This window comes from Shinella zoogloeoides (genome assembly GCF_020883495.1).
Lineage (GTDB): Bacteria > Pseudomonadota > Alphaproteobacteria > Rhizobiales > Rhizobiaceae > Shinella > Shinella zoogloeoides.
The window spans coordinates 2,106,992-2,133,741 of record NZ_CP086610.1; the positions used below are offsets into that span (position 1 = coordinate 2,106,992).

Sequence of the window (26,750 nt, forward strand, 5' to 3'; positions counted from 1 at the left end):
TCCACCCTCACCTTTCGAAGACGGCATAGCATGGCGGCAGGCCGATTTCAGCCGGGCATTCCATCAATCGATATAGCTCTGCACCTTGCCGCAATAGCGCTTGGAAACCGGGTTCATGCGCTTGGCGCCATGGCCGGCATTGTATTTGAGGATGGTGCCGCAGGTCGTGCCGCCGCCAAGGTCATGAGCCATGGCGAGGTACTTCATGCCGAACTTGATGTTGGTTTCCGGGTCGAACAGCCCCTTGGCGCTGCCGCGATAGCCCATCATGCGCGCCGTCGCCGGCTTGATCTGCATGAGGCCGATTTCACCGGCGCTGCCGCGGGCACTCGGATTGAAATTGCTTTCGACGCGAACGACCGCATGGGCAAGATCCACCGGAACGCCGTAGGTCTTCGCATAGGTCTGGATGAGGCTGGAATAACCGGCCGCCTTCACGCCCGTCTTCAGCGGATTGTCGGCCTGCGGATAGCCGGTCGTGCTCTTGAAGGTCTTCAACTGGCCGACGACGACCTCGTCCCTGTCGGTGGTCGCCTTGCGCTTGCCGCGCTTGCTCGAAACCTTGCGCGGTTTCTCCTTGCCTTCGGCTTCGGCCTTTTCCGCCTTGGCGGTCTTCACGGCAGGTCCCCGGTAGTCGCCGGACGCCGCATGCGCCATGCCGGCGGAAAAAACGGACGCGCAAAGGCAGGCCGCGCTGAGGGCAGCAAGAAGTCTTCTCATCTATTTCCAGTCTCCAAAAGGCGCAAAGGCAGAGCCTTGGCGGCGGCGTCAGAGGCCGCGCACCTTGCGCAAACGTCTCGATCCTTGTTGGGTGCGGTCAGGCCCTGACCGCATGCTGCGCTGCAACGAACGCAACCGGAAAGAACATCCCCAATCGGGTCAGGATGTGGCGAAACGGTAAACTTCTGTTACAGACCGTAATATTCGAATATTCGAAAGGGCTTTCAAGCCACCAGTCGCGGCAGGGCGGACAGCAGCCGGTGCAGCGTGTCGATGGTCGAAAAATCGGCGATGCCGTCGACCCGCTCGGTCCGGAAATGACGCTGGAAGGCAGCCACCGCCCCCTCGGTCCTTTCCGAATAAATCCCATCGATTTCAACACCATAGCCATAGAGCGACAGCATGCTCTGCAGCGCCTCGACCGGCTGGCCGGCATCCCCCCTCTGGAAGAAGCGCCCGCCGGTAATCGCGGACGGCTCCACCCAATGTCCGACGCCTGCCGCATGGAGGCGCGCCCAGGGGAATTTTTCACCCGGATCGACCTTGCGAATGGGGGCCACATCGCTGTGCGCGAGCACCCTTTCGGGGGCTATCCCCCACCTTCCGCCACAATCGAGACAAAGTTCGACGACCGCGCGGACCTGCGCATCCGGGAAATCCGGCAGCCCGCCGGGATGGCCGGGATTGGCGATCTCGATGCCGATGGAGGCCGAATTGATGTCGGTCTCGCCCTGCCAGAAGCTCTTGCCGGCGTGCCAGGCGCGATCCGCCTCGCGCACGAGCTGCTCCACGCGCCCGTCCTCATGCACGAAGTAATGACAGGAGACCTGGCTTTCGGGCGCGCAAAGCCATTTCAGCGCGCCTTCCGCCGTTTCCATGCCGGTATAATGCAGGAGGATGATGTCGGGCGAGCGCCCGCCCGCCCTCTCGCCGAAATTCGGCGACGGCGCGGCGGTCGCGCCGGAATAGTCACATGTGAATGCGCTCATGCGGCGCAGCGTTCCTTCTCGATCGCCTCATAGGCAGCGTTGAGCGCGGCCATGCGGTCGTTCGCGATCTGATGGAACTCGGCCGGCACGCCACGCGCCACCAGCGTATCAGGATGGTTCTCCGACGCAAGCACCCGGTAGCGCTTGCGAATCTCGGCGAAATCGTCGCTCGGCTTGACGCCCAGCACCTTGTAGGGGTCGCGGCCGCTGATATGGACGTGACGCGCCGTGATCTGCTCGAAGCGCTCCTCGGCCATGCCGAAGATTTCCGCGACGCGCGACAGGAACGCCATCTCGTTCTCGTGAATCAGCCCATCCGCCTTGGCGATGTGGAACAGGCCGTCGACGATATCCTCGAGGATCGGGCAGTTCTTTTCGCAGGAGACGCAGAGCGCCTTCATCTTCTCCGCATAGGCCTCGTAGCCGGCAACGTCCTGCCGCGCGAGGTTATACAGCCGGGCGACATTGGCCGCCTGGTTGTCGGGATACTTGAAGATGTCCTTGAAGGCATCGACCTCGGCGGTCGTGACGATACCGTCCGCCTTCGCCATCTTGGCGGAAAGCGCGATCATCGCGACGGAAAAGGCAACCTGCCGGCGCGTTTCCGGATCGCCCTCGAAAAGCGTCCGCACAGCCTCGACCACGCCGGACAGCACGTTGCTGGCGGCATCGGAGACCATGCCGACAAGGCGATCCCATACGGCACTGATGAAGCAACTCGGCGAATTCTGGAACATAAGGTGATCTTGATCAGACAATTGCAGGGAAAGCAAGGCAGGAAATGGCTGGATGACAAAATTTTGATGCCCCTCATTAAGTGGAGGCATCGAATTTTCCGGTGCATGGATTTTCGCCGGCCCGGCATAGAAGACAATCCGTCATGGACTGCGGATAAGTTCGCCGCGCCGTTCCCCTGCGGGGGATTATGGTTTAGACAACGCGCACCTATCGAGACGTGCTGAAGCCGAGGAGGAAACATGGCCAAGCAGAAAGTCGCAATGCTGACCGCCGGCGGGCTCGCGCCCTGCCTGTCGTCCGCTGTCGGGGGCCTTATCGAACGCTACAGCGACGTCGCGCCGGAAATCGAGCTGGTCGCCTACCGCTCCGGCTATCAGGGCCTGCTGCTTGCCGACCGGATCGAGATCACGAAGGACATGCGCGAGAAAGCGCCCCTACTCCATCGTTATGGCGGCTCGCCCATCGGCAACAGCCGCGTGAAGCTGACGAACGCCGCCGACTGCGTGAAGCGCGGCCTCGTCAAGGAAGGCGAGAACCCGCTGCGCGTGGCCGCCGAGCGGCTCGCCAAGGACGGCATCACCATCCTGCACACCATCGGCGGCGACGACACCAACACGACGGCGGCCGACCTTGCCGCCTATCTCGGCGCCAACGGCTACAACCTCACCGTCGTCGGCCTGCCGAAGACGGTCGACAACGACGTCGTGCCGATCCGCCAGTCGCTCGGGGCATGGACGGCCGCCGAAGTCGGCGCCGGCTTCTTCGACCATGTCAGCAACGAGCAGAGCGCAGCGCCGAAGACGCTCGTCGTGCATGAGGTCATGGGCCGCCATTGCGGCTGGCTCACCGCCGCCACGGCCCGCGCCTATATCCAGAAGACCAGCGGCAACGACTATGTCGACGGCTTCATGATGAACAAGCAGCTCAAAAACATCGACGGCCTCTACCTGCCGGAGCTGGACTTCAACCTCGAAGCCGAGGCCGAGCGCCTGAGGGCGATCATGGACCGCGCCGGCTTCGTCACGCTGTTCGTTTCGGAAGGCGCGTGCCTCGACGCCATCGTCGCCGAGCGGGAAGCCTCCGGCGAAACCGTCAAGCGCGACGCCTTCGGCCATGTGAAGATCGACACGATCAATGTCGGCAACTGGTTCTCCAAACAGTTCGCCGCCCTGCTCGGCGCCGAGCGCGCCATGGTGCAGAAGTCGGGCTACTATGCCCGCTCCGCCCCGGCCAACCGCGACGACCTGCGCCTCATCCAGAGCATGACCGACCTTGCCGTCGAAAGCGCGCTCAACAAGGTCTCAGGCGTCACCGGCCACGACGAGGGCCAGGGCGGCAAGCTGCGCACCATCGAGTTCCCGCGCATCAAGGGCGGCAAGCACTTCGACACCTCCGCCAAGTGGTTCGGCGAGGTGATGGACGCCATCGGCCAGAAGTGGAAGCCGGCGGCCTGATCAGATCCCGCTTGACGGCAAAAATTTGCGATGGCTTGCTCCCCGGATCGAACACCGATCCGGGGAGTTTTCATGTCCTTCGACCATTGGCTTGCCTTCGCCGCCGCATCCGCCGTCATGCTCGCCATTCCGGGTCCGACGATCCTCCTCGTCATCTCCTATGCGCTCAGCCATGGCCGGCGCACGGCGGGGGCCACCGTCGCGGGCGTCGCGCTCGGCGACTTCACCGCGATGACCGCCTCCATGCTCGGCCTCGGCGCATTGCTCGCCACCTCGGCGGCCATCTTCACCGTGCTGAAATGGGTGGGCGCGGCCTATCTCGTCTGGCTCGGCATTAAGCTCTGGCGCGCGCCAGCCACGATCGGCGCGGAGGGCGAGGCCCCGGCGGAGGAAAGGCCCTTCCGCATCTTCGCCCATGCCTATGTCGTGACGGCGCTGAACCCCAAGAGCATCGTCTTCTTCGTCGCCTTCCTGCCGCAGTTCCTCGACCTCTCCCGGCCGATGCTGCCGCAGATGGTGATCTTCGAGGCGACCTTCCTCGTGCTCGCCACGCTGAACGCCTTCTCCTATGCCCTGCTTGCCTCCGCGGCCCGCAAAACCATCCGCAACCCCACGGTCCAGAAGGTCGTGAACCGCACCGGCGGAACGCTTCTGATCGGCGCGGGACTGCTGACGGCGGGCCTCAAACGGGCGACGGCATGACGCATCGCGAGGTCTACGGGTTGCCGCTTACGGCCTGATCGGCTATGAGCGGGGCACGGCCACGGCCGATTGATTTGCAAAAGCGGGGGCGTTCCGGCGCCCCTGAACCCCGGCAAACCGAGAGCGACACCATGGCTGATACCCCCGTTTCCCGTCCGGCACGCGTTGCCGCGCTTGCCTGTGCAGGCCTTCTTGCGACGCTTGCGGGCTGCGCCAGCGTTGCCGAAGATGCGGTGACGGCCAAGACCGTGACGCCCGCCTCGACCACCACGACGACGGATATCGCCGCAGCCGACGGCGCGACCACGGAAGTCGCCTACGCCGCCCTTCCCGTCGCCAAGCCCGGCACGGAAAACACGCCCGCCGCCCTGCCGACGCCAATTGCCGTCGCGGTCGCGGGCGATGCAGCCGCGGTTCCGGTCTCCGCCCTTGCCGAAGCCAGGGCAGAAACGGGCGCGGCCGCGGCCACCGCCGCGCTTGCCGGCAATACGGGCAATGGCGTCACCGCCGTTGCCGGCATGCCGCAAGCCTACGACACCGTCATCGGCGTCTCCGTCATGGAACCGGGCTTCGACACGGGCGAGCCGGAAGGCCTCGAACAGCTCGTCGCCACCCACAAGATCGTGCCGATGGCCAAGCCCGCGATGATCAGCAACGCCGTCCTGACGACCGAGACGCGCCTGAAGGTGCCGCAGGCCGAGCAGCCGTTCAAGAAGTCCGGCACGCCGATCGACGCCCTGATCACCAAATACGCCGCCCTCTACGGCATTCCGGAATCGCTGCTGCACCGTGTCGTGCGGCGCGAAAGCACCTACAATCCCCGGGCCTTCAACCGTGGCCACTATGGCCTGATGCAGATCAAGTATTCGACGGCCAAGAGCATGGGCTACGAAGGCCCGGCGGAAGGCCTGTTCGACGCCGAGACGAACATCAAATATGCCGGCAAGTATCTGCGCGGCGCATGGATGGTCGCGGACGACAAGAACGACGGCGCGGTGCAGCTTTACGCCGCCGGCTACTATTACCATGCCAAGCGCAAGGGCCTGCTGGACGAGACCGGGCTGCGGTAAGTTCGCGCAATTGGCCGCCATCCGCCTGCCGGCATCTTCTCCCCGCCTGCGGGGCGAAGGCGAGCCTCGAACCGATTTCCTGAAAATAGCAGCGTCTTGGGGATGTAAGGCATAGCGACATCTCCCTTCTCCCCGCGTGCGGGGAGAAGGTCGCGGCAGCGGGATGAGGGGCCCTTACCGCGTCGCTTTCAGCCAGAACGACATCGGCTTTTCGCTTTCACCCTCTTCATCGATATCCTGCCAGGCCAGCATCGTGCGCAGGTCCGCGCGATGCACATAACCGCGCCTGCCCCAGAAATCGTCCAGCGGCACATAGCCGGCCGGGCGCAAGGGATGATCCTTCGGACGTTCCACGGCGCAGAAGGCGCACCAGTCGAAGCGGTCGAGCCGCCGCGCATAGGCCTCGCGCTCCTCGAAGAAGCGCACGCCGAGGCCCCTGCCCCGATAGGCCGGCAGAAGCACGGATTCCCCGAAATAGAAGACCTTTGCCGGATCGATGCCGGCGTCGACGAACGGCGTCCTGAAAACCTCGGAGGCATCGGGCATCGGCACGCCCGTCGAGGCGCCGACGATCCGCTCCCCGTCCAGCGCCAGCACGAACAGGCTTTCGGGCGATTGCGCATAGGTCGCGAGATAGGAAGCTTCGTAGTCCTCGCTGCCCTCGTAGAGATAGGGGAAGGCGCGGAAGACGTCGGTGCGCAGGCGCGCGAGATCGGCGATATGCGGCGTGACGGCCTTGCCGTGGACGATCCTGATCTGCATGATCCGTAAATGTTCCCAAAGGCTTGAACAATGCTATAACGCGAACGGGCTTCGGCCCGGCACAACGATATGAGGGATGACATGCCAGCAAAAGAGACGATCCGCGCCTATTACGATGCTTTCAACAGGCAGGACATGGAGGCCTTCTTCGATCTCTTGCACGACGATGTCATCCACGACATCAACCAGGGCGGTCGCCAGGTCGGCAAGGATGCCTTCCGCGATTTCATGGCGCATATGAACCGCTGCTACCGCGAGACGCTGACGGATATCGTCATCATGTCCAACGACGACGGCACGCGCGGCTCGGCCGAATTCGTCGTCAACGGCCAGTACCTCGCCTCCGACGAGGGCCTGCCGGAAGCGAACGGCCAGACCTATGTCCTGCCGGCCGGCGCCTTCTTCGAGATCCGCGAAGGCAAGGTCGCCCGTATCTCCAACACCTACAATCTCAACGACTGGATCGCTCAGGTCGGCGCCTGAGCCTCTGCCGCGTCCAGCACGTCGAGAATGCGCCTGATCAGCGTCTGGGGCCGGTAGTCGAGTTTCGACGGCGTCAGCCCCAGACGGATCACCGCCAGCCCGCGCGCGGGAACGATGGCGGCCGACTGACCGTCATGCCCGCGCATCCAGAAGGTGCCGGCAGGCAGGCCGTAATCGGCATCGCTCTTGTCGCCCGGCCCCTTCGTCCAGGTCTGCATTTGGCTATAGGCGCCGCCGGATGCCGCGCTCGGCGTCGCCATGGCCGTCACGAACCCTTCCGGCAACAGCCGCACGCCGTTCCAGACCCCGTCGTTCAAAAGCAGCAGCGAGAAGCGCGCCCAGTCGCGCGCCGTCGCATACATGTAGGACGAGCCGACGAAGATGCCGGTCTCGTCCGTCTCCATCACCGCGCTCGCCATGCCGAGCGGCCCGAACAGCGCCTTGGCCGGGAAGGAAAGCGCCTGCACCCGGCCGCCGAGCGCTTCCATCCAGAGGCGCGAAAGTAGCACCGCGGTACCGCTGGAATAATTGAATCTCTCACCCGGCCTCACCTCGAGCGGCAGGGACAGCACGAAGCGCGTCATGTCCGGCTCGAGGAACAGCATGCGCGTGACATCCGCAACCCCGCCATAGCCCTCATTGAAGGCAAGCCCGCTCTCCATGGCGAGCAACTGCGCGAGCGTGATCCGCGAACGCGCATCGCCGCGCCATTCCACAAAGAGATTGTCCGCGCGCGGCGAAAGGCCGCCGGCCTGGAACACCCGGCCGAGAAGCGCGGCATTGACCGACTTGGCCATCGACCAGCCGAGCAGCGGCGTTTCGGCGGCAAAGCCCTCGCCATAGGCCTCGGCGACGATGCGGCCGTCATGCACGACGACGACGGCCCGCATGCCCGGGCCGGTAAGCGCGGGATCGGCCAGCAGCGCCGAAATCCGCGGGTCCGGCGTCACGGCCTCGCCGGCGGGCCAGAGGACGGCCGGATCGCCCTTCGAGATCGCCGGCAGCGGTACATCCGACACCGCCTGCCGCGCCGCGCGGAAATCACCATCCGGCACGGTCGAGCAACCGAACCCCTCGTTCCACACCGCATGGCCTGGCGCGAAGACGCCCAGCAGATGGGTCGTGACCGTCTTTTCCGAAAGATCGACATTCTGCCGCATCAGGCGCAGCAGCGGATGGCCGGGGGCCTGCACGTCCAGCGCCAGCACCTGCTGGGGATCGCGCCCGGCGATGAAGACGTTCGAGCAGACGATCTTGGCCGCATAGCCGGACCCGACGCTCAGCAGCGACGGCGGCGATACGATGATCCAGCTCGCCCCCACCAGGATGACGAGAACGAGCAGGGAAAGCGGCCAGGCGGCCAGCCTGTAGAATCGTCCCATCGCGGCCCTCTCCTTACGCCTGCGAGACAAGCAGGATTTGATCGTCGTGAGAAGGCCTTTTTGTGTCTCAGGCCGAAAGCCTGATCTCCGGCCGCGCAAGGAGGGCTATGACATCGGCTGCGGCGACCGGCCCGGAAATCAGGTAGCCCTGCGCTTCCGACGCGCCCCGCTGGCGGATGAAATCCAGTTGCCCTTCGGACTCGATGCCCTCCACCGTCGTCGTCACCTGGAAGGTCTGGCCCAGTTTCAGGATGATATCGACGATCTCGGCCTCGCGCTTGTTCTCCATCATAGCCCGCGCGAAGGAGCGGTCGATCTTGAGCTGGTCAATGGGGAAAGCGCGCAGGTTGTCGATCGAGGAGAAGCCGACGCCGAAGTCGTCCAGCGCGACGCGCACGCCATGGGCGCGCAGCTTGCCGAGCGTCTCGCGGATCGCCGCCCGGTCCGCCGACAGGACGGATTCCTTGACCTCGATGGTGAGGCGTCCGGGTGCAAGGCCCGTTTCGGCAAGACAGGCCTTCACATGATCGACGAAGGCGCAGTCCTTGAACTGGTCGCCCACCACATTGACCGCCACGCCCGCCGGCGCGGGCCAGCGGGCCGCCTCGCGGCAGGCCTCGCGCATCACCCAGTCGCCGAGCGGCAGGATGAGGCCGGTCTTCTCCGCGGCCGGAATGAAGACTTCCGGGTTGATCACGCCCTTCACCGGATGCCGCCAGCGTATGAGCGCTTCGAAGGCGCGCACGGAACGGCTCTCGACGCCAACGATCGGCTGGTATTCCAGGAAGAATTCGCCCGCCGCGACCGCGCGCGCCAGATCGCGCTCGACGTCCGCGCGCGCCTGCATGTCGGCGGCAAGGGCCGCGTCGAAGAAGCGGAAGCTGCTGCCCTGCACCGCCTTGGCCTCATAAAGGGCGACGTCGGCGCGCTTGAGCAGTTCCGACATGGTCGTGTCGCCCGCTTCCAGGAAAGTGACGCCGATACTGCAGCCGCTCGCCACGCGATGGCGCTTCAGCTCGAACGGCGCTTCGAACAGGCCGCAGATGGTGCGGCAAACGTCTTCCGCCTTGCCCTGGGAAGGACGGCCCGGGATGCCCACGACGAATTCATCGCCGCCGAGGCGGTAGACGCGCGCCGGCGCGGGCAGCGCCCGGGTCAGCCGGTCGGCGATGGCGGCCAGAAGCTGGTCGCCCACATCATGGCCGAGGCTGTCGTTGACGAACTTGAAACGGTCGAGGTCGATGAGAAGGAGCGCCGGCCGGTGCTCCCCCCTCGCCTCCACGCGAGCCTGGATGTCGCGCTCGAGGCAATAGCGGTTGGCAAGTCCGGTCAGCCGGTCGTGATGGGCGTCGTGCGTCAGCCGCTGCTCGGTCTGCCGGCGCTGGCTGATCTCGTCGATGAGCTGCGCCTTCGAACGGCCGATCTGGTAGAAACCGACGCCGAAGAAGACGGGCATGAGAGCGAGCGCGGTGGCCGCCGGCGCGGAAAAGCCGAAGAGGCTCGCCTGCTCCGGCTCGCGCAGGAGCTGATCGGCGGCAAGGCAGATCGCGGGAAGGAAGGTTCCGAAGACCGATCCTGCCAGCGCATAGCGCTGCTCGATCCTCGGCAACAAGGTTTTCAACATCATGTAACCCTAAACCGTTGTTATCATGACAACAGGGTGAGCACTGGCCCCATCGGCCTCACGATGTTCTAGCCAACAAAGAATGACAGAGTCTTAAGAGTGCGTTGGCGTTTGGCCCCCAAGATTCAGGGGGTCTTCTTTTCCCGGGAACCTTGGCGCGGCTCGCGCGTTCCTGCCCTTGTTGTCATTCGTGCGTGGGGCTTCGCGCGACTATCGAGTGGGAAGGACATGACATGAAATCGATGATCCTCGCCGCCGCCGGTCTGCTTGCGGGCGCAAGCGCATTGCCGGCTCTGGCGGCAGACATGACCGTCACCGAACCGCCCATGGAGGCCCCCATCACCGAGGTGTCGGGCGTCTACGACTGGGGCGGCTTCTATGTCGGCGTGAATGCCGGCTACGCCTTCACCGGGGTCGATTACTCCGACGGCACGACCTCCATCGACCGCGACCTGAACGGGTTCGCGCTCGGCGCCTATGCGGGCTACAACATCTTCAACGACGGCTGGGTCTACGGCGTCGAGGCCGACGTCAAGCACGACTTCAACGACGAGCGCTTCGCGACCGGCGCCGGCACGATCGATACGGAAACCACCTGGGGCGGCTCCGTCCGCGCCCGTCTCGGCTACGCCATCGACCGGACCCTGATCTACGGCACGGGCGGCTATGCCTTCACCCACGCCAAGCTGGAGAACGTAACCACCGGCGCGAGCGACGGCGAGACCCTGCACGGCTGGACCATCGGCGCGGGCGTCGAGCACGCCTTCACCGACACCGTGGCGGGCCGGATCGAATACCGCTACAGCGACTACAGCAAGTCCGACGTCTTCGGCCTCGCCGGGGTCGATGGCGATGTCGATTCGCACTCCATCATGGTCGGCGTGAGCATGAAATTCTGACCGCGAAGCCGGGACGGTGCCGCCGTCCCGGCTTAACGCTCCGCTAACCGTAATTTTACGAAAATACGCGATAGGTCGAGAACCCGTCTCGCGCGCTCCCCTTTACGGCCCGGTCCATTCGAGGCAGGATTGGTAAACGCGCAACAACGGAACCTCCATGCGTCGGCTCATTCCGGTTCTCCTGCCCCTCGCCCTCTTCGCGACGTCCTGCTCCACCTCCAGCTACGACCTTGGGGTCACCACCGCCTCGGTCCCGCCGCGCTTCGAGGACAAGGACCCGCAGGATTTCGGCGCGCGCAATCCGCACAGGCATCAGGTCCACGGCATCGACGTGTCCAAGTGGAACGGCGATATCGACTGGCCGGCGGTCAAGAAAGGCGGCGTCTCCTTCGCCTTCCTGAAGGCGACCGAGGGCACCGACCGCATCGACAGCCGCTTTGCCGAATACTGGCGGGGCGCCAAGGCCGCCGGCGTCGCCCATGCCCCCTACCACTTCTATTACTTCTGCTCGACGGCGGATGCGCAGGCCGACTGGTTCATCGCCAATGTGCCGAAGGAGGCCGTGCTGCTGCCCCCGGTGCTGGACGCCGAGTGGAACCCCGATTCGCCCACCTGCAAGACCCGCCCGCCCGCCGACGAGGTGCGCACGGCCCTCAAGCGCTTCATGGACCGCCTCGAGGCGCACTACGGCAAGCGCCCGATCATCTACACGACGGTCGATTTCCACCGCGACAACCTCGTCGGCTATTTCGACGGCTACCCATTCTGGCTGCGCGCGGTCGCCGAGCACCCGGAAAACATCTACCCGGCGCGCAAGTGGGCCTTCTGGCAATATACCTCCACGGGCGTCGTGCCCGGCGTGGCGACGAATACCGACATCAACGTCTTTGCCGGTTCGGCGAAGAACTGGAACCAGTGGGTCGCCTCCGTTTCACGCTGACGGCTGCAACAGTCGCCCGATAAAGACGGGCGGCACGCCGCGGTTGCGGTTTTCTTCTTGCTTCCGTCACATTCATCTGAGACAGCCGGACAACCTCAGATGACAGGGCGACGGACCCAAGGAGCATTCGGATGCGGCAGAACCTGAAGACGACACTTGCGGCAGGCCTCACGGCGTTTCTTCTGGCGGGCGGCGCGCACGCCCAGACAGCGGCGGCGCCGGCCTGCGGCGGCGATTTCAAGGCCTTTCTGGACGGCGTGAAGGCCGAAGCGATCGCGCGCGGCGTTTCCGCCGACGTGGTCGACCGGGCGCTCGCCGGCGCGGCCATCGACCAGAAGGTGCTGTCGCGCGACCGCGCACAGGGCGTCTTCCGCCAGACCTTCCTCGAATTCTCCAAGCGCACGGTCAGCCAGGCCCGCCTCGATATCGGCCGCAAGAAACTGAAGGAGCTCGCCCCGGTCTTCGCCCGCGCCGAGCAGGAATTCGGCGTTCCCGGTCCGATCATCGCCGCCTTCTGGGCCATGGAGACCGACTTCGGCGCGGTACAGGGCGATTTCAACACCCGCAACGCCCTCGTGACGCTCTCGCACGATTGCCGCCGCCCGGAACTCTTCCGCAAGCAGCTTCTCGCCGCCATCGAGATGGTCGGCCATGGCGACCTCGACCCGAACGGCACGACCGGCGCCTGGGCCGGCGAGATCGGCCAGGTGCAGATGCTGCCGAAGGACATCATCGAATTCGGCGTCGATGGCGACGGCGACGGCCATGTGAACGTCAAGCAGAGCGCTGCGGACGCCATCCTGACCGCCGCCAAGTTCATCCAGCATCTCGGCTTCACCAAGGGCCAGCCCTGGATTCAGGAAGTCTCCGTGCCGGACGTGCTGCCCTTCGAGAAGACCGGCCTGCAGCCGGGCATGACGGCGGCCGACTGGTTCGCCCTCGGCGTCAAGCCGCGCGACGGCAACACCTCTTTCGGCAATCTCGAAGCCTCCCTCGTGCTGCCGCAGGGCCGCAAGGGACCGGCCTTCATCACCTATCCGAACTTCAACATCTATCTCGAATGGAACCAGTCCTTCATCTACACCACGTCTGCCGCCTACTTCGCCACGCGCCTTGCCGGCGCGCCGCCCTATGAGCGCGGCAACCCGGAGGAAGGCCTTTCCGAAGAGGGCATGAAACAGCTCCAGACGAAGCTGCAGACACTCGGCCACGATGTCGGCAAGATCGACGGCATCCTCGGCTCGGGCACGCGCGCGGCGATCCAGAAGGAACAGCTTCGCCTCGGCCTTCCCGCCGACGGCTGGGCGACGCAGGCGCTGCTCTCCGCGCTCTGATCGAAATCGGGTGGCCGCCGGTCACCCGGATGTTATAGGTTTCCCCTGACCTGACGCGGCGCATGCCCGGTCGAACCGGACATGCGCCGTTTTCGTTTTGCAAGGGAAAATCCATGGAACAGACGGTAGCGCCCACACGCATGAGCGCCGGCACCTGGGGCCTGCTCGCATTGCTCGGCATGATCTGGGGCGGCTCGTTCTTCTTCGCACGCGTGGCCGTCGCGCATGTGCCGCCCGCCACGCTCGTGCTGCTGCGCGTCGGCATCGCGGCGCTTGCGCTCCACATCTATGTCGCCGGCCGCTTCGGCATCTACGCGACGCTGCGCGCCCGCTGGCGCGAATTCCTGCTGCTCGGCCTCCTCAACAACGCCGTGCCGCATATGCTGATCTTCCTCGGCCAGACGCAGATCGGCGCGGGCCTCGCCTCCATTCTCAACGCCACGACGCCGATCTTCACCGTGCTCATCGCCAACCGGATGACCACGGACGAAAAACTCTCGCCGGAAAAGATCGCCGGCTGCCTGATCGGCCTCGTCGGCACCGCCGTGCTGATCGGCCCGCGCGCCCTCGCCCCCTTCACCGGCGACGGCGGGCCGCCGCTCTGGGCCGTGATCCTGCCGGTGCTCGCCGCCGTCTCCTACGGTTTTGCCGCGACCTACGGCAAGCGTTTCCGGGGCACCGCCCCGCCGGTCATCGCCGCCGGCCAGCTCACCGCCTCGACGCTGCTGATGCTGCCCGTCTCGCTGAGCCTCGATTCGCCCTGGCAGCTTGCCCTGCCCCCGCTGCCGGCCATGCTCGCCGTCCTTGCGCTGGCGCTGCTCTCGACCGCCTACGGCTACATCCTCTTCTTCCGGATCATGGCCGCCGCCGGCGCCACCAATACCTCGCTCGTCACCCTGCTGGTGCCGCCAAGCGCGATCGTCGCCGGCATGCTCTTCCTCGGCGAACGGCTGACGCCGCTCGGCATTGTCGGCATGGCGCTGGTGCTGCTCGGTCTCGTGGTGCTGGACGGGCGCGCCTTCGCCCGCTTCCGCGCCCGCTGATCCGGCTGGAACAAAGCGCCCGGACGCCCGTTTCGGGACAGTCGGGCGCGTCGGAAACGCCCGGCTTTCGCCACACTGGTAAATGCACAATGCCGGCATTCGTCATTTGGTAGGGATTGTGAATTTTTTGTGGCGCATACGATAGAGGAGAAAAATCAGCGGCTTAGCACTGTGAATAACCGTCCCTGGACGGCCGGATGTTGCAACGCAGCAACAAAACACCTTTCCAAGCCGCTTTTTTCGGTCGTAGTATCGACCCGTCAACGCAAGGAGGTCAGCCATGGGACTCACACATTCCTTGAATGTTCTGATGATCAGTGCAGCGTTCCTCTTCGTCGCAACGATGATCTTCATCTAAGGCGACCAAAGCGAAGCAGAAGGGTCAGGGAAAAAGACCAATAACCCTGCCCAGACTATTCAAGAAAAATGCATGGCCCCGGAAACGGCGCCATGCATTTTCGTTTCGGGCAGGCAATGTCTTCAGGCCGCCGCGCCCGCCGTGTGGTTCGGCGCGATCTTCGCAAAGCCGACGCCGTCACAGACGGCCGAAACCAGCGTGGCCCGGTTCATCGTATAGAAATGGAACTCGCCCACGCCGCGGGCGATGAGATCTTCCACCTGACGGACGGCAAGCTCCACCGCGACAGCGGCGCGCTCCTGCGGCCGGTCGTCGAACGGCGCCAGACGCTCGGCGAGCCATCCCGGCACGGAAGCGCCGCAAAGGCCGGCAAACTTCTGCACCTGCGAGAGATTGTGCACCGGCAGGATGCCCGGCACGACCGGGATCGCGATGCCCGCCTTGCGCACCCGCTCCAGATAGCGCTCGTAATCGTCGTTCTCGAAGAAGAACTGCGTCAGCGCGCGCGTCGCGCCCGCATCCACCTTGCGCTTCAGCATGTCGATATCGGCGGCGACATCGGGGCTTTGCGGATGCTTTTCCGGATAGGCGGAAACGGACAGTTCGAAATCGGCAAGGGTGCGCAGGCCCGCGACCAGTTCGGCCGCATTGGCATAGCCGCCCGGATGCGGCTGGTAGGCCGCGCCGACGCCGCCCGGCGGATCGCCGCGCAAGGCCACGAAATGCTTCACGCCGACCGCCTGGAATTCCGCGACGACGGCATGGACCTCCTCCTTCGTCGCCCCGACGCAGGTCAGATGCGAGGCGGCGGGCAGCCCCATGTCGAGGAGGTGGCGCACCGTCGCCAGCGTCGGCGCCTTGGTGGAGCCGCCCGCGCCATAGGTGACGGACATGAAGCCGGGCCGATAGGCCGAAAGCTCGGCGGCCGTTTCCCAGAGCTGGCCTTCGGCCTCCGCCGATTTCGGCGGGAAGAATTCGAAGGACAGGCGGATATCCTTGCGGGCTGGGCTGGCGGTCGCCGGGTTCATGTCAACTCCTCCTGCGGATTGCGATAGGGTCGGCCGCCTCGGCGCGCTGGTCGCGGGCAAGCCAGATGGTCACGGTCAGCGCATCGGCGGCCGAATGCGCGGGCTTGAGGTCCACGACCTCCTCCACGACCAGCCCCGCCTTCTCCAGCCACTCGGAGAGCGTACGATGGGAAAAGCCGAGACGGACATGGGCATGCTCGTCACGCAGGTGTTCCAGCGCGTGCGGGGCAAGGTCGATGATGGCAAGACGCCCGCCCGGAGCCAGCATGCGCGCAGCTTCGAGGACCGCCGCTTCCGGCTCTTCGAGGAAGTGCAGCACCTGATGGATCGTCACGACATCGAATTCGTCGCGCTCCAGCGGCAGGTTGAAGATGTCGCCATGGCGGATGGAGGCCTTGGTGATGCCGGCGCGATCCAGATTGGCCCGCGCCACCGCAAGCATGTCGCGGCTGGCGTCGACGCCGACGCCGCGCCGGTAAAGCCCCTCGAAGAGCTGCAGGATGCGCCCCGTGCCCGTGCCGAGGTCGAGGAAGGCGTCGACCGGCTCCGTGCCGATGAGCGCGGCGAGCTTCGCCTCCACTTCCGCCTCGCTGACATGCAGACGCCGCACCGCATCCCACTCCGCCGCGTTGCGGCTGAAATAGGCCTGCGCCTTGTCGGAGCGGATCTTCTTGAGCACGCGCAGCCGTTCGTCGTCGCGCGCGAAGACCGCATCCGCCGGATCGATGGCCTCCAGCAGCCGGCGGGCGAGCGAGACGGCGACGCCGCCCTGGCTCAGCCGGAAGAACGCCCAGGCGCCCTCCTGGTAGCGATCGACCAGCGCGGCTTCCGCCAGGAGCTTCAGGTGGCGCGAGATGCGCGGCTGGGACTGGCCGAGGATATCGGTGAGGTCCGTCACCGTCAGGTCGCCATGGGACAGGAGCGCGAGAAGGCGAAGCCGCGTCGGTTCGCCCGCCGCCTTCAGGATCTCCACAATGTCGTCCAGTCCAAGTGTCTGCGTGTCGCCCATGGTCTTTCCAATCAAGACATAAAGATATGTTTATGTGATTAATCTGCTTCGCGCAAGAGCCAATCCATGCGCCGATCTTCCCATCAACAGGGCCAAAGAAAAACCCCGGCAAGCCGGGGTTTTTCAAAGGCAAAAGCAGCGTCGGCCTCAGCGCGTCAGGCGCTTGTAGGTCACGCGCTTCGGATTGACGGCATCCGCGCCGAGGCGGCGGATCTTGTCCTGCTCGTAGTCCTCGAAGTTACCCTCGAACCATTCCACATGGCTATCGCCCTCGAAGGCGAGGATGTGGGTGGCGAGACGGTCGAGGAACATGCGGTCGTGCGAGATGATGACGGCGCAGCCGGCGAAGTTCTCCAGCGCGTCTTCCAGCGCGGCCAGCGTTTCCGTGTCGAGGTCGTTGGTCGGTTCGTCGAGCAGGATGACGTTGTAGCCGCCCTTCAGCATCTTGGCGAGGTGCACGCGGTTGCGCTGGCCGCCCGAGAGCGTGCCGACCTTCTGCTGCTGGTCGCCGCCCTTGAAGTTGAACGCGCCGCAATAGGCGCGGCTGTTCATCTCGTGCTTGCCGAGCTTGAGCACATCGTTGCCGCCGGAGATTTCCTCCCAGACGGTCTTGTTGCCGCCGAGCGCATCGCGGCTCTGGTCGACATAGCCGAGATCGACCGTCTCACCGACGGTGATCGAGCCGGAATCCGGCTTTTCCTGGCCGGTGATCATGCGGAACAGCGTCGTCTTGCCGGCGCCGTTCGGGCCGATGACGCCGACGATGCCGCCGGGCGGCAGCTTGAAGGTAAGGTTCTCGATGAGGACGCGGTCGCCATAGGCCTTGGTGAGGTTTTCCGCCTCGATGACCACGTTGCCGAGACGCTCGCCGACCGGGATGACGATCTGCGCGTCGCCGGGACGACGGTCGGCCGCCGCCTTGACCAGTTCGTCATAGGCCTTGATACGGGCCTTGGACTTGGCCTGACGGGCCTTGGGCGAGGAGGCGATCCACTCCTGCTCGCGCGACAGCGCCTTCTGGCGGGTGCCCTCTTCGCGTTCTTCCTGCGCCATGCGCTTTGCTTTGGCCTGCAGATAGGCGGAGTAATTGCCTTCGTAGGGAATGCCACGACCGCGGTCGAGTTCGAGAATCCAGCCCGTGACATTGTCGAGGAAGTAGCGGTCGTGGGTGATCATCAGCACGGAGCCGGGATATTCGCGCAGGTGCTTTTCGAGCCAGGCGATCGTCTCGGCGTCGAGATGGTTGGTCGGTTCGTCGAGCAGCAGCAGGTCCGGCTGGGCGAGCAGCAGCTTGCAGAGCGCCACGCGACGCTTTTCACCGCCCGAAAGGCTATCGACGCCGGAGTCGCCCGGCGGGCAGCGCAGCGCGTCCATCGCCATCTCGACCTGGCTTTCGAGGTCCCAGAGGTTCTGGCTGTCGATGATGTCCTGGAGCTTGGCGCCCTCTTCCGCCGTCTCGTCGGAATAGTTCATCATCAGTTCGTTGTAGCGGTCGAGGATCGCCTTCTTGGGGGCGACGCCCTCCATGACGTTTTCGAGCACGGTCTTGGATGCGTCGAGCTGCGGCTCCTGCGGCAGGTAGCCGAGGGTCGCGCCCTCCGCCAGCCACGCCTCGCCCGTGAACTCCTTGTCGAGGCCGGCCATGATCCGCAGCACCGTCGACTTACCCGCGCCGTTCGGGCCGAGGATACCGATCTTGGCATCCGGGTAGAACGAGAGGTGGATGTTCTCGAGGATCTTCTTGTTGCCATAGGCCTTGTTGAGCCCAGACATGTGGTAGATGAACTGACGTGCCATGAAAACGCGCTCCGGATCGGACAAATTTGCCCGCTATGTAGGCGAATTCTCCGCCCGCGGCAATCAGCGAAAGCCGCGGCGCACAGGCAAGGCGGCCCGCGTCTACCGCAGCGCGGCGTGGTCGATGCGCAAGAGCTGGAAGCGCGTTTCGGCCGGCGGCGCGATCCGCACCAATCCCGGCCAGTCCTCGCCTGCCGACAGCGCCGCATAGAGCGGGGCGAAAGCGGCATCCGACGTCAGCGGCAGACGGCAGACCGCCACATAATCGAACGGCGCCAGCGCCGCCCGGCGCACCGCGGGATCGCTCGACAGGAACGCCTCGTACATGCGCTTCATGCCGGGCGAGGCGCGGTGGAACGGCATGGCGGCGACCCGGAAACCCTCGGGCATGGCCTCGATAAGGGTGAAGGCAAGACCATTGGGCTGAGCGATCCGGCCGGGCGCAACGGTCGCCAGAACCGAAAGATCCTCCCCCTCGCAGGCATCCATGGACATATAGTCGACAGCATCGAAAGGACGATCGACGGGCTTCACGAGGGCGACCATGCCCACAAAAGCGGCGACCGCCGCCGCAAACGCTCCGAGCGCAGCGCGCTGCCGGCCCGCGCCTGTCCGCGGGTCGAGCCACCAGGCGACGAGCGCCGGCAGGAAAAGCGGCGTCAGCGCAGAGGCAAAGCGGATATAGCGGACCATCAGCAGGGCAAGAAGGAGTGAAACCGCCGCAAGCGCATAGAGCGCAAGGAAGGACGCCGCACCGGACCGGGCCTTTGCAACCGCCATCGGCAGCAGCAGGCAGAGCACGGACCCGACCGACAGCAGCGCCGCCACGACAGCATAGCGGCCGTTCCGCAACAGGAAGAGCACGCCCTGTTCCTGCTCGATACGGTCGAACCAGTAAAGGCGGGACAGTGGATCGATGACCGCATAGGGCCCGGCCAGGCAGGCCGGAAACAGCACGGCGGCCAACGCCAGAACGCCGAGCGAGGCAAGCGCCAGCAGCGACGCCCTTGCCATCGGCGATGCGGGCATCCCCGGCACGAGGCACACGCCGCCGAATGCAAGGGACAGGCCGAGCATCAGGACGATCTGCGGCGCGGAAAAAGCGTCGCACTGCTGCGCCGCGATCCCGGCCGGCCCGAGAAAGGCCGCGGCGAGCACGACAGTCGCGCTCCCCATGCCGACCGCCGCATTCAACAGAACCGCACGGCTTCCCTTCGCATCGAGGATATAGCTGCAGGCCATCGCGCCGAAGGCGGCGACCACCAGCGGCAGGCATTCCAAACCTACCGCCACCGACGCCGCTCCGGCGGCCCCCGTCAAAAACCCGCCCTTCGCATCCCAGCAAAGCCCCGCGGCCATGGCGAGCAGCAGCACAAGCTGGACATTGTGATGGTCGATCCGGCCCGGCGCGAATTCCAGCACCGCGAAAGCCATAAGCATCGCCATCAGGACGAATATCATGGCCTCCGCCATCCTCGACGGCAGCGGGCCGCCCATCAACCCGCGCGCCACGAAGACGGCAAGGCCGCAGAAGGCGATCAGCATCAGAGGCGGCCAGAGGAGATAGGCGATGCCCAGAGCCTGCTCCGGCGCGACGAAGACGGACAGCGCCTTCGAAAACACCAGATAGGGCAGGTCGACCAGCCGCGACCAGGGCGAAAGATAGGGTTCCGGCATGGCGACGGACGGCAGGACCGGATCGAACCAGCCCGTCTCGCCCGATACCAGGCGGCCGATCTGCGCGGCGCGCAGCCTGTCGTCCACATCCGCATAGACGGCCCGCCCGTCGGCCAGATCCGCAAGAACCACCGCAAGACCCGTACCGCAGACAAGACCGGCACTCTCGAGCCGCGTCAGGCGCGTCGGGCAGTCCCGCCGGCACGCAACTTGCGAAACACCCGATGCCATTCCTGCCAATCCCGCTGAAAATGCCCGCAGCCTAGGAGATCCCGTTTAAGATTGGGTTGCCGCCCGCAACGCTCATCGCGCGCCCGCCACGGCAGCGATACCCTCGGTGCAGCGGGATTTTACCGGGACCGCGCCGCCTATCAGCGCCGACAGCGTCCCCTCGCCCGCCGCAAGGCCGATGGTGAGGCCGATCACGACGGGCTGGCCGGCCGTCTTGCGGCAGGCGAGGCGCACGCGTTCCCCTGCGCCGGGACCGAAGGCCGCGTCGAAGGCGGCGCGGACTTCGGCGAGCGTCATGACGCCGCCGGCTTTCCCGGAAAAGAGCGCGGGGAGAGGCGAGGCATTGAGCTGGTCGAGCAGGTCCAGCGAGCGGCTGTAATAGGCTTCCGCCGAGGTGGCGAGGCAACTGCCGCTTTTCAGCCATTGCCGCCGGTCGAGTCCGATGCGGGCTGCGGGCATGGCGGCCAGAAGGCGCTCCCGCGTGCCCGAGGCGAGCGTGATTTCAGGCAGTTCCGTCCATTTTCCCTTGCGCGCCCGCTGCTGAAGGTCGGCCTCGACCCCACAATAGCTGTTGCGGATCTGGAAGCGGCTGTGCAGCGAGAACCGCTTCGCTGCCGGCCCGGCAGCGGAAAAGTCCGCGCAGCCCCGGCTCTTCGGCCGCGCCGCGCAATAGCCCGGCTGCCAGCTTACGGAGAGGATTTCGCGCGCGGCGCCGGCGGGCGCGGCCTCCGTGCCGGCGAAGGCGGGTGCCGCCAGCAGGCAGAGGCAGGCAGAAAGAAAGGAAAACAGGCAACGGAAGCACAAGGCAGCTTTCGTCTTCATGACCAGCTCCAACGAGAACAAAACGAGATCATTTACAACCATAAATCAGAAAAATGCAACCCATGATCCGAAAAATCGCGAATGACGTGCGGCAGTGGAAAAATACACGCCGCATCCCATTGTCTTTGCGCGGCAAATCGCGTTGACCTGTCCGCAAAGGGGAGGACTTGCCGTGTTTTCACAGGCCGAGACGCTGAAAAGCCCGAGCGGGGCGGCGCTTGCGCTGCGGCACGAGCCGGCGCGCGGAGAGGCGCGCGGCATCCTTCTTCTCAGCCACGGCCTTGCCGAGCATAGCGCGCGCTACGCCCCCTTCGCCGACCGCATGGCGGCGGAGGGTTTTCACGTCTATGCGCATGACCATCGCGGCCATGGCCATACGACAGCGCCGGATGCGCCGCTCGGCCAGTTCGCGCCGCGCGGCGGCATCCATCGCGTCATCGAGGACATGCGCGCGGTGCGCGACCTTGCCGTGGGCCGGCACCCCGGCCTGCCGGTGGTGCTGTTCGGCCATTCGATGGGCGGCCTCATGGCGCTTGCCTTCGCGCAGGCCCATCCCGCCGATATCGACGCGCTCGCCGTGTGGAATTCCAATCTCGAGCCGGGTCCCGCCGGACGGCTGGCGCAGGTCGTGCTGGCCGGCGAGCGGATGCTGAAGGGATCGGACGTGCCGAGCGGCATCCTGCCCAGGCTCACCTTCGGGGCCTGGGGAAAATCCATCGCCGGCCGACGGACGCAGTTCGACTGGCTGTCGCACGATGCGGCGCAGGTGGACGCCTATATCGCCGATCCGCTCTGCGGCTTCGACGTCAATGTCTCCATGTGGATCGATATCTTCGCCGTCACCTTCGCCGATGCTTCGTCGGAAGGGATCGCGCGCCTGCCGAAGGTGCTGCCGATCCACCTTGCCGGCGGCGACGAGGATCCGGCGACCGATCGCGGCCGGGCGACCCTCGCCTTTTCGCAAAGGCTCAAGAAATCGAGGCTTGAGGACGTGACCACGATCGTCTATCGCGGCATGCGTCACGAAACGCTGAACGAAAGCCCGGCGCTGCGCGATCCCGCCATCGACGCCTTTGCCGGCTGGTGCCGCCGGGTTGTCGAGCAAAAGCGCCGGCCGCCGGACCCATCATGAGCACGACCACTATAACGCCGCTGCGCAACGAAGTCAGCCTCGGGCTTGCCTTCATGGTCCTGTCGGTGCTCATCTCGCCGATCATCGATATCTTCGCCAAACTCGCCGTCACCTCCGTTCCCGCGACGGAGATCACCTTCGTGCGCCTGCTTTTCCAGATGACGGTGCTGGGGCCGATCTGCCTGATGCGCGGCACGCTGCTGGACGTGACATGGAAGAAGATGGGGCTTCACGCCGCCCGCGGCCTGCTGATGGCCATCACCATGATCAGCTTCGTCACGCCGCTCGCCGTGATGGAGGTGGCCGACGCCATCGCCATTTTCTTCGTCGAGCCGATCATCCTCACCATCCTCGGCTCCATCTTCCTGAAGGAGACCATCGGCTGGCGGCGCTATACGGCCTGCGGCGTCGGCTTCTTCGGCTCGCTGCTCGTCATCCAGCCGAGCCTGCAGGAAGTGGGCCTCATCGCCCTCCTGCCGGTCGTCGCCGCCTTCTCGCTGGCGCTCTTCTTCCTGCTCACCCGCCTCGTGGCGCAGAAGGAAGACCCGTGGTCCATGCAGTTCTATGCCGGTCTCTGGGGGGCGGTCATCGCCGGCCTGCTGCTCGTCGTCGGCAGTTTCGCGGGCATTTCCTTCCTCACGCCCGTCGTGCCCGACATGCAGAACACGCTCTATATCGCAGGCGCGGCCGTCGCGGCCACCATCGCCGGCGTGCTCGGGGTCTATGCCTATCGCTCGGCCCCAGCCTCCACCCTCGCCCCGCTGCAATATCTGGAGATCGTCTCGGCGACGATCTTCGGCTGGTGGGTCTTCGGCGATCTGCCGGATCCGCTGAAATGGCTCGGCATCGCCATCATCATCAGCTCGGGCCTCTATGTCATCTGGCGCGAGCGGCAGGTGGGCAAGACGGCGACGATCCAGCCCGAATCCACGCCGATCTGACAAAGACGAAAACCGGGGCGAAGACCGGCGCGCGCGGCGGGCATCAAGTCAGTCGAACCCGTCATGATGTCCCCGCCCCCGCCCGCTATCCTGCCCTCCGGCTTTTTGTTATCCAAGACGAAACGGGCGAAAAGCCCGGCGGGCGCTTTCGCGCGCCTGTGGAGGAGGAGTGCATGATGGACAAGTCGAACCTACCGCTCGCCGGTATAAGGGTCATCGAGCTGGCGCGGGTGCTCGCAGGCCCCTGGGCCGGGCAGATGCTGGCGGACCTCGGCGCGGACGTCATCAAGATCGAGAACCCCGATGGCGGCGACGACACGCGCGCCTGGGGGCCTCCCTTCGTCATGGGCAAGGACGGCGAGAACCTTTCCGCCGCCTACTACCACTCCACCAATCGCGGAAAACGCTCCATCGCCGTCGACCTCAAGACGGAGGAAGGGCGCGAGACCGTCCACCGCCTGATCGCGACCGCCGATGTGGTGATCGAGAACTTCAAGGTCGGCGGCCTCACGAAATACGGCCTCGACTACAAGAGCCTTGCGGCGCGGCATCCGAAACTCGTCTATTGCTCCGTCACCGGCTTCGGCCAGGACGGTCCCTATGCGGCCCGCGCTGGCTACGACTATATCGTGCAGGGCATGTCCGGCTTCATGTCCGTGACGGGCGCGCCGGATGGCGAGCCGATGAAGGCGGGCGTCGCGATCGCCGATATCTTCACCGGCATCTATGCCGTCACCGCCATCCAGGCCGCCCTCATCCATGTCATGAAGACCGGCAAGGGCCAGCATGTCGACATGGCGCTGCTCGACGTGCAATCGGCCGTCATGGCGAACCAGAACATGAACTTCCTCGCCTCCGGCAAGGCGCCGACACGGCTCGGCAATGCGCATCCGAACATCTCACCCTACGAGGTCGTGCCGACGTCGGATGGACACATCATCCTTGCCGTCGGCAATGACGGCCAGTTCCGCAAGCTCTGCGGCATCCTGAAACTTACCGGCGTTTCCGACGACGAGCGCTTCGCCACCAACCGCGCCCGCGTCGCCAACCGCGAGGAGGTGCGCCGCATCGTGACGGGCGCGACCGCCGCGATCACCAAGGCGGACCTGCTCGACGCCTGCGAGCGCGAAGGCGTTCCGGCCGGGCCGATCAATTCCATTGCCGAGACTTTCGATGACCCGCAGGTCAAGGCCCGGGGCCTCCGCGTCGACCTGCCGGATGCGGGCGGGAACCTCATTCCCGGCGTGCGCACGCCCATCGTCTTCTCCGGCACGCCCCTTGTCTACGACCGCCCCAGCCCCCGGCTCGGCGAACATACCGACGCCGTGATGGCGGAACTCGAAACCCTCGAAGCAGGAAAGAAAAGCGCATGAAGACCGGCGGCCAGCTCATCGTCGACGCCCTCGTAGCCAACGGCGTCAAGCGCGTCGCCTGCGTGCCGGGCGAAAGCTATCTCGCGGTGCTCGACGCGCTGCACGACACCAATGTCGACGTGCTCGTCTGCCGCCAGGAAGGCGGCGCGGCAATGATGGCGGATTGCTGGGGCCGGCTCACCGGCGAGCCGGGCATCTGCATGGTCACGCGGGGCCCCGGCGCCACCAACGCCTCCGCCGGCCTGCATATCGCACGGCAGGATTCGATCCCGATGATCCTCTTCATCGGCCAGGTGCAGCGCGACGCGCGCGAGCGCGAGGCCTTCCAGGAAGTGGAATACCGCCGCGCCTTCACCGAGGTCGCCAAGTGGGTGGCCGAGATCGACGATGCCCGCCGCATTCCCGAATTCATCACCCGCGCCTTCGCCGTCGCCACCTCCGGCCGGCCCGGCCCGGTCGTGCTGGCGCTGCCGGAAGACATGCTGACGGATGAGGTCAAGGCGGTCGAGGCCAGGCCCTATATGCCGGTGGAGGCCCATCCGGGCCGCAAGCAGGTCGAGGAACTGGCGGGGCTTCTCGAAAAGGCCGAACGTCCGCTCGTCATCCTCGGCGGCACGCGCTGGTCGGACGAGAGCGTGAAGGGCATCGCCGCCTTTGCCGAGCGCTGGTCGCTGCCGGTCTCCTGCTCCTTCCGCCGCCAGATGCTGTTCGATCACCAGCACCCGAACTATGCCGGCGATTCCGGCATCGGCATCAATCCGGCGCTGGGCAAGGAAATCCGCGAAGCCGACCTCGTCATCCTGCTCGGCGGCCGCTATTCCGAAATGCCCTCGGCCACCTATAGCCTGATGCAGAGCCCCTATCCGCAGCAGAAGCTGGTGCATGTCTATCCCGACCCGTCGGAACTCGGCCGCGTCTACCGCCCGGATCTGGCGATCTGCGCCGCGCCGGAAGATTTCATCGCCGCGCTCGACGGCCTCGCGCCGAAGACCGCGCCGCGCTGGGCCGCCCGCACCGCCGCCATGCATGAAAGCTACCTGAAGTGGTCGACGCCGCCCATGGAAGGCCCCGGCGCGGTTCAGATGGGGCCGATCATGGCCTGGCTGGAGGAAAACACGGCCGAGGACACGATCTTCACCAACGGCGCTGGCAACTACGCCACCTGGGTGCATCGCTTCCACCGCTTCCGCCGCTTCGGCACGCAGGCCGCCCCGACCTCCGGCTCCATGGGCTACGGCCTGCCGGCCGCCGTCGCGGCCAAGCAGCTCCATCCCGAGCGCGAGGTCATCTGCTTTGCCGGCGATGGCTGCTTCATGATGCACGGCCAGGAATTCGCAACCGCCGTGCGCTACAAGCTGCCGATCATCACCGTGGTCGTCAACAACGGCATCTACGGCACGATCCGCATGCATCAGGAGCGGGAATATCCCGGCCGCGTCAGCGCCACGGACCTCACCAACCCGGATTTCGCAGCCCTCGCGGTCGCCTATGGCGGCCATGGCGAGACGGTGGAGAAGACGGAAGACTTCGCCGCCGCGTTCCTGCGCGCGCGCGCCAGCGGCAAGCCGGCGATCATCGAGGTAAAGCTCGATCCCGAAGCGATCACGCCCACGCGCACGCTGTCGGATATCCGTAGCGGGAAGTAAGAGTGGGGGCCGAAAGGCCCCCGCCACACCACGAAAACATCTCTTTCGTCATGCTCGGGCCTATCCCGAGCATCTGCAACGTTTCGATTTTTCGATGTGTTGGTAGATCCTCGGCACAAGGCCGAGGATGACGACGGTGGATGAAGCAAGGTTGCCAACAGCGAGTTGCTGGCGAAACCTCCCCACCCTTACCCGCGAATGTGCTGCGTCTGCTCGTAGGTCTTCGTCGAGCGCATGCCCGAACGGCAATAGCCGAGCATCGGGCGCGGCAGTTCGTCGAGCGCGTCGACCATGCCGTTCACCGCCTCCACCGTCACGCCCATCGGGCCGACCGGCACATGCGCGCTCTCGACGCCGAGTTCCTTCGCGCGGGCAGCAATGGCCGAGAATTCCGGCTGGCCGGCCTCTTCATGGTCCGGACGGTGGCAGACGATGGACTTGAAGCCGAGGGCGGCGATCGTGTCGAGGTCCTCGACGGTGATCTGGCCGGAGACGGAATATTCGTCGTTGATCGCGCGGATATCCATGGGAGGTCCTTTCAGAAATAGGGGCGATCCCGTTTAGGCCTGCGCCGTCAAGGCGTCAATCGTGCGAAA

24 protein-coding genes are annotated in these 26,750 nt (G+C 65.5%); 12 read left to right on the forward strand and 12 right to left on the reverse strand.

The features are described 5' to 3' along the window. Positions 1-63: 63 nt before the first annotated feature. The 3 genes from K8M09_RS10535 to K8M09_RS10545 form a co-directional block, all read right to left on the reverse strand. On the reverse strand, positions 64-720 hold the full coding sequence (locus K8M09_RS10535; RefSeq protein WP_229341815.1) for a lytic transglycosylase domain-containing protein: 657 nt from the start codon (positions 718-720) through the stop codon (positions 64-66). Positions 721-944: 224 nt separating this feature from the next. After that, positions 945-1,709, reverse strand: coding sequence for a peptidoglycan recognition protein family protein (locus K8M09_RS10540; RefSeq protein WP_160786034.1), 765 nt, complete (start codon positions 1,707-1,709; stop codon positions 945-947). Further along, entirely contained in the window at positions 1,706-2,446 is a 741-nt protein-coding gene (locus tag K8M09_RS10545; protein ID WP_160786035.1) for a TerB family tellurite resistance protein, read from the reverse strand. Before K8M09_RS10545 ends, K8M09_RS10540 begins: the two co-directional genes overlap by 4 nt. 240 nt (positions 2,447-2,686) lie before the next feature. Between K8M09_RS10545 and K8M09_RS10550 the strand changes: the two genes are divergently transcribed. The 3 genes from K8M09_RS10550 to K8M09_RS10560 all read left to right on the forward strand — a co-directional run bounded on the left by K8M09_RS10550 (position 2,687) and on the right by K8M09_RS10560 (position 5,673). Next, positions 2,687-3,901: a pyrophosphate--fructose-6-phosphate 1-phosphotransferase gene (locus K8M09_RS10550; RefSeq protein ID WP_160786036.1), complete on the forward strand. Its 1,215-nt coding sequence runs from the start codon at positions 2,687-2,689 to the stop codon at positions 3,899-3,901. Positions 3,902-3,973: 72 nt separating this feature from the next. Continuing rightward, positions 3,974-4,603 (forward strand): LysE family translocator, encoded by a 630-nt coding sequence (locus K8M09_RS10555; RefSeq protein ID WP_160786037.1) that lies wholly within the window; start codon positions 3,974-3,976, stop codon positions 4,601-4,603. Positions 4,604-4,734: 131 nt separating this feature from the next. Continuing rightward, positions 4,735-5,673, forward strand: coding sequence for a lytic transglycosylase domain-containing protein (locus K8M09_RS10560; protein WP_160786038.1), 939 nt, complete (start codon positions 4,735-4,737; stop codon positions 5,671-5,673). Positions 5,674-5,847: 174 nt separating this feature from the next. Here the strand turns inward: K8M09_RS10560 and K8M09_RS10565 are convergent, their stop codons facing one another. Further along, positions 5,848-6,435, reverse strand: a complete 588-nt coding sequence (locus K8M09_RS10565) for a GNAT family N-acetyltransferase (RefSeq protein ID WP_160786039.1) — start codon at positions 6,433-6,435, stop codon at positions 5,848-5,850. Between the two features lie 81 nt (positions 6,436-6,516). On the opposite strand from K8M09_RS10565, the gene K8M09_RS10570 reads away from it, so the two are divergent. Then, complete coding sequence (locus tag K8M09_RS10570; protein ID WP_160786040.1) at positions 6,517-6,918, forward strand: ketosteroid isomerase-related protein; 402 nt, start codon at positions 6,517-6,519, stop codon at positions 6,916-6,918. On the opposite strand, the gene K8M09_RS10575 is transcribed toward K8M09_RS10570, so the two are convergent. Both K8M09_RS10575 and K8M09_RS10580 read right to left on the reverse strand, forming a co-directional pair. After that, positions 6,903-8,300 carry a serine hydrolase domain-containing protein gene (locus tag K8M09_RS10575; RefSeq protein WP_160786041.1) on the reverse strand — a complete coding sequence of 466 codons (1,398 nt, stop codon included), beginning with the start codon at positions 8,298-8,300 and terminating at the stop codon, positions 6,903-6,905. The two genes, K8M09_RS10570 and K8M09_RS10575, sit on opposite strands and share 16 nt — an antisense overlap. A 67-nt stretch (positions 8,301-8,367) precedes the next feature. After that, positions 8,368-9,927, reverse strand: a complete 1,560-nt coding sequence (locus K8M09_RS10580) for a putative bifunctional diguanylate cyclase/phosphodiesterase (protein ID WP_229341817.1) — start codon at positions 9,925-9,927, stop codon at positions 8,368-8,370. A 230-nt stretch (positions 9,928-10,157) separates the two neighbouring features. On the opposite strand from K8M09_RS10580, the gene K8M09_RS10585 reads away from it, so the two are divergent. From K8M09_RS10585 to K8M09_RS10600, 4 genes are all read left to right on the forward strand, one after another. Next, positions 10,158-10,823, forward strand: coding sequence for an outer membrane protein (locus tag K8M09_RS10585; RefSeq protein WP_160786043.1), 666 nt, complete (start codon positions 10,158-10,160; stop codon positions 10,821-10,823). A 157-nt stretch (positions 10,824-10,980) separates the two neighbouring features. Beyond that, entirely contained in the window at positions 10,981-11,763 is a 783-nt protein-coding gene (locus tag K8M09_RS10590; protein ID WP_160786044.1) for a glycoside hydrolase family 25 protein, read from the forward strand. A gap of 131 nt (positions 11,764-11,894) precedes the next feature. Next, a complete protein-coding gene (locus tag K8M09_RS10595; RefSeq protein WP_160786045.1) occupies positions 11,895-13,097 on the forward strand; it encodes a lytic murein transglycosylase in 1,203 nt (400 codons plus the stop codon). 113 nt (positions 13,098-13,210) lie between these two features. Next, positions 13,211-14,140, forward strand: a complete 930-nt coding sequence (locus K8M09_RS10600; RefSeq protein ID WP_160786046.1) for a DMT family transporter — start codon at positions 13,211-13,213, stop codon at positions 14,138-14,140. A 480-nt stretch (positions 14,141-14,620) separates the two neighbouring features. On the opposite strand, the gene metF is transcribed toward K8M09_RS10600, so the two are convergent. The 5 genes from metF to K8M09_RS10625 form a co-directional block, all read right to left on the reverse strand. Beyond that, entirely contained in the window at positions 14,621-15,526 is a 906-nt protein-coding gene (metF, locus tag K8M09_RS10605) for a methylenetetrahydrofolate reductase [NAD(P)H] (protein ID WP_160786047.1), read from the reverse strand. 1 nt (position 15,527) lies between these two features. Then, on the reverse strand, positions 15,528-16,535 hold the full coding sequence (locus K8M09_RS10610) for an ArsR/SmtB family transcription factor (RefSeq protein WP_160786048.1): 1,008 nt from the start codon (positions 16,533-16,535) through the stop codon (positions 15,528-15,530). 147 nt (positions 16,536-16,682) lie between these two features. After that, the gene (ettA, locus tag K8M09_RS10615) at positions 16,683-18,332 is read right to left on the reverse strand and encodes an energy-dependent translational throttle protein EttA (RefSeq protein ID WP_160786049.1); all 1,650 of its coding nucleotides are present in this window, start codon (positions 18,330-18,332) and stop codon (positions 16,683-16,685) included. 102 nt (positions 18,333-18,434) lie between these two features. After that, positions 18,435-20,240 (reverse strand): hypothetical protein, encoded by a 1,806-nt coding sequence (locus K8M09_RS10620; RefSeq protein WP_160786050.1) that lies wholly within the window; start codon positions 20,238-20,240, stop codon positions 18,435-18,437. A gap of 72 nt (positions 20,241-20,312) precedes the next feature. Beyond that, the gene (locus K8M09_RS10625; RefSeq protein ID WP_160786051.1) at positions 20,313-21,062 is read right to left on the reverse strand and encodes a ribonuclease; all 750 of its coding nucleotides are present in this window, start codon (positions 21,060-21,062) and stop codon (positions 20,313-20,315) included. A 172-nt stretch (positions 21,063-21,234) separates the two neighbouring features. Between K8M09_RS10625 and K8M09_RS10630 the strand changes: the two genes are divergently transcribed. The 4 genes from K8M09_RS10630 to K8M09_RS10645 all read left to right on the forward strand — a co-directional run bounded on the left by K8M09_RS10630 (position 21,235) and on the right by K8M09_RS10645 (position 26,154). Then, positions 21,235-22,194, forward strand: a complete 960-nt coding sequence (locus K8M09_RS10630; protein WP_160786052.1) for an alpha/beta fold hydrolase — start codon at positions 21,235-21,237, stop codon at positions 22,192-22,194. Further along, positions 22,191-23,135 carry a DMT family transporter gene (locus K8M09_RS10635; RefSeq protein ID WP_160786053.1) on the forward strand — a complete coding sequence of 315 codons (945 nt, stop codon included), beginning with the start codon at positions 22,191-22,193 and terminating at the stop codon, positions 23,133-23,135. The genes K8M09_RS10630 and K8M09_RS10635 overlap by 4 nt, the downstream gene beginning before the upstream one ends. A gap of 173 nt (positions 23,136-23,308) precedes the next feature. Beyond that, the gene (locus tag K8M09_RS10640) at positions 23,309-24,508 is read left to right on the forward strand and encodes a CaiB/BaiF CoA transferase family protein (RefSeq protein WP_160786054.1); all 1,200 of its coding nucleotides are present in this window, start codon (positions 23,309-23,311) and stop codon (positions 24,506-24,508) included. After that, entirely contained in the window at positions 24,505-26,154 is a 1,650-nt protein-coding gene (locus K8M09_RS10645; RefSeq protein WP_160786055.1) for a thiamine pyrophosphate-binding protein, read from the forward strand. The genes K8M09_RS10640 and K8M09_RS10645 overlap by 4 nt, the downstream gene beginning before the upstream one ends. 188 nt (positions 26,155-26,342) lie before the next feature. Here the strand turns inward: K8M09_RS10645 and K8M09_RS10650 are convergent, their stop codons facing one another. Continuing rightward, positions 26,343-26,681, reverse strand: coding sequence for a TIGR01244 family sulfur transferase (locus K8M09_RS10650; protein WP_160786056.1), 339 nt, complete (start codon positions 26,679-26,681; stop codon positions 26,343-26,345). Between the last annotated feature and the right edge of the window lie 69 nt (positions 26,682-26,750).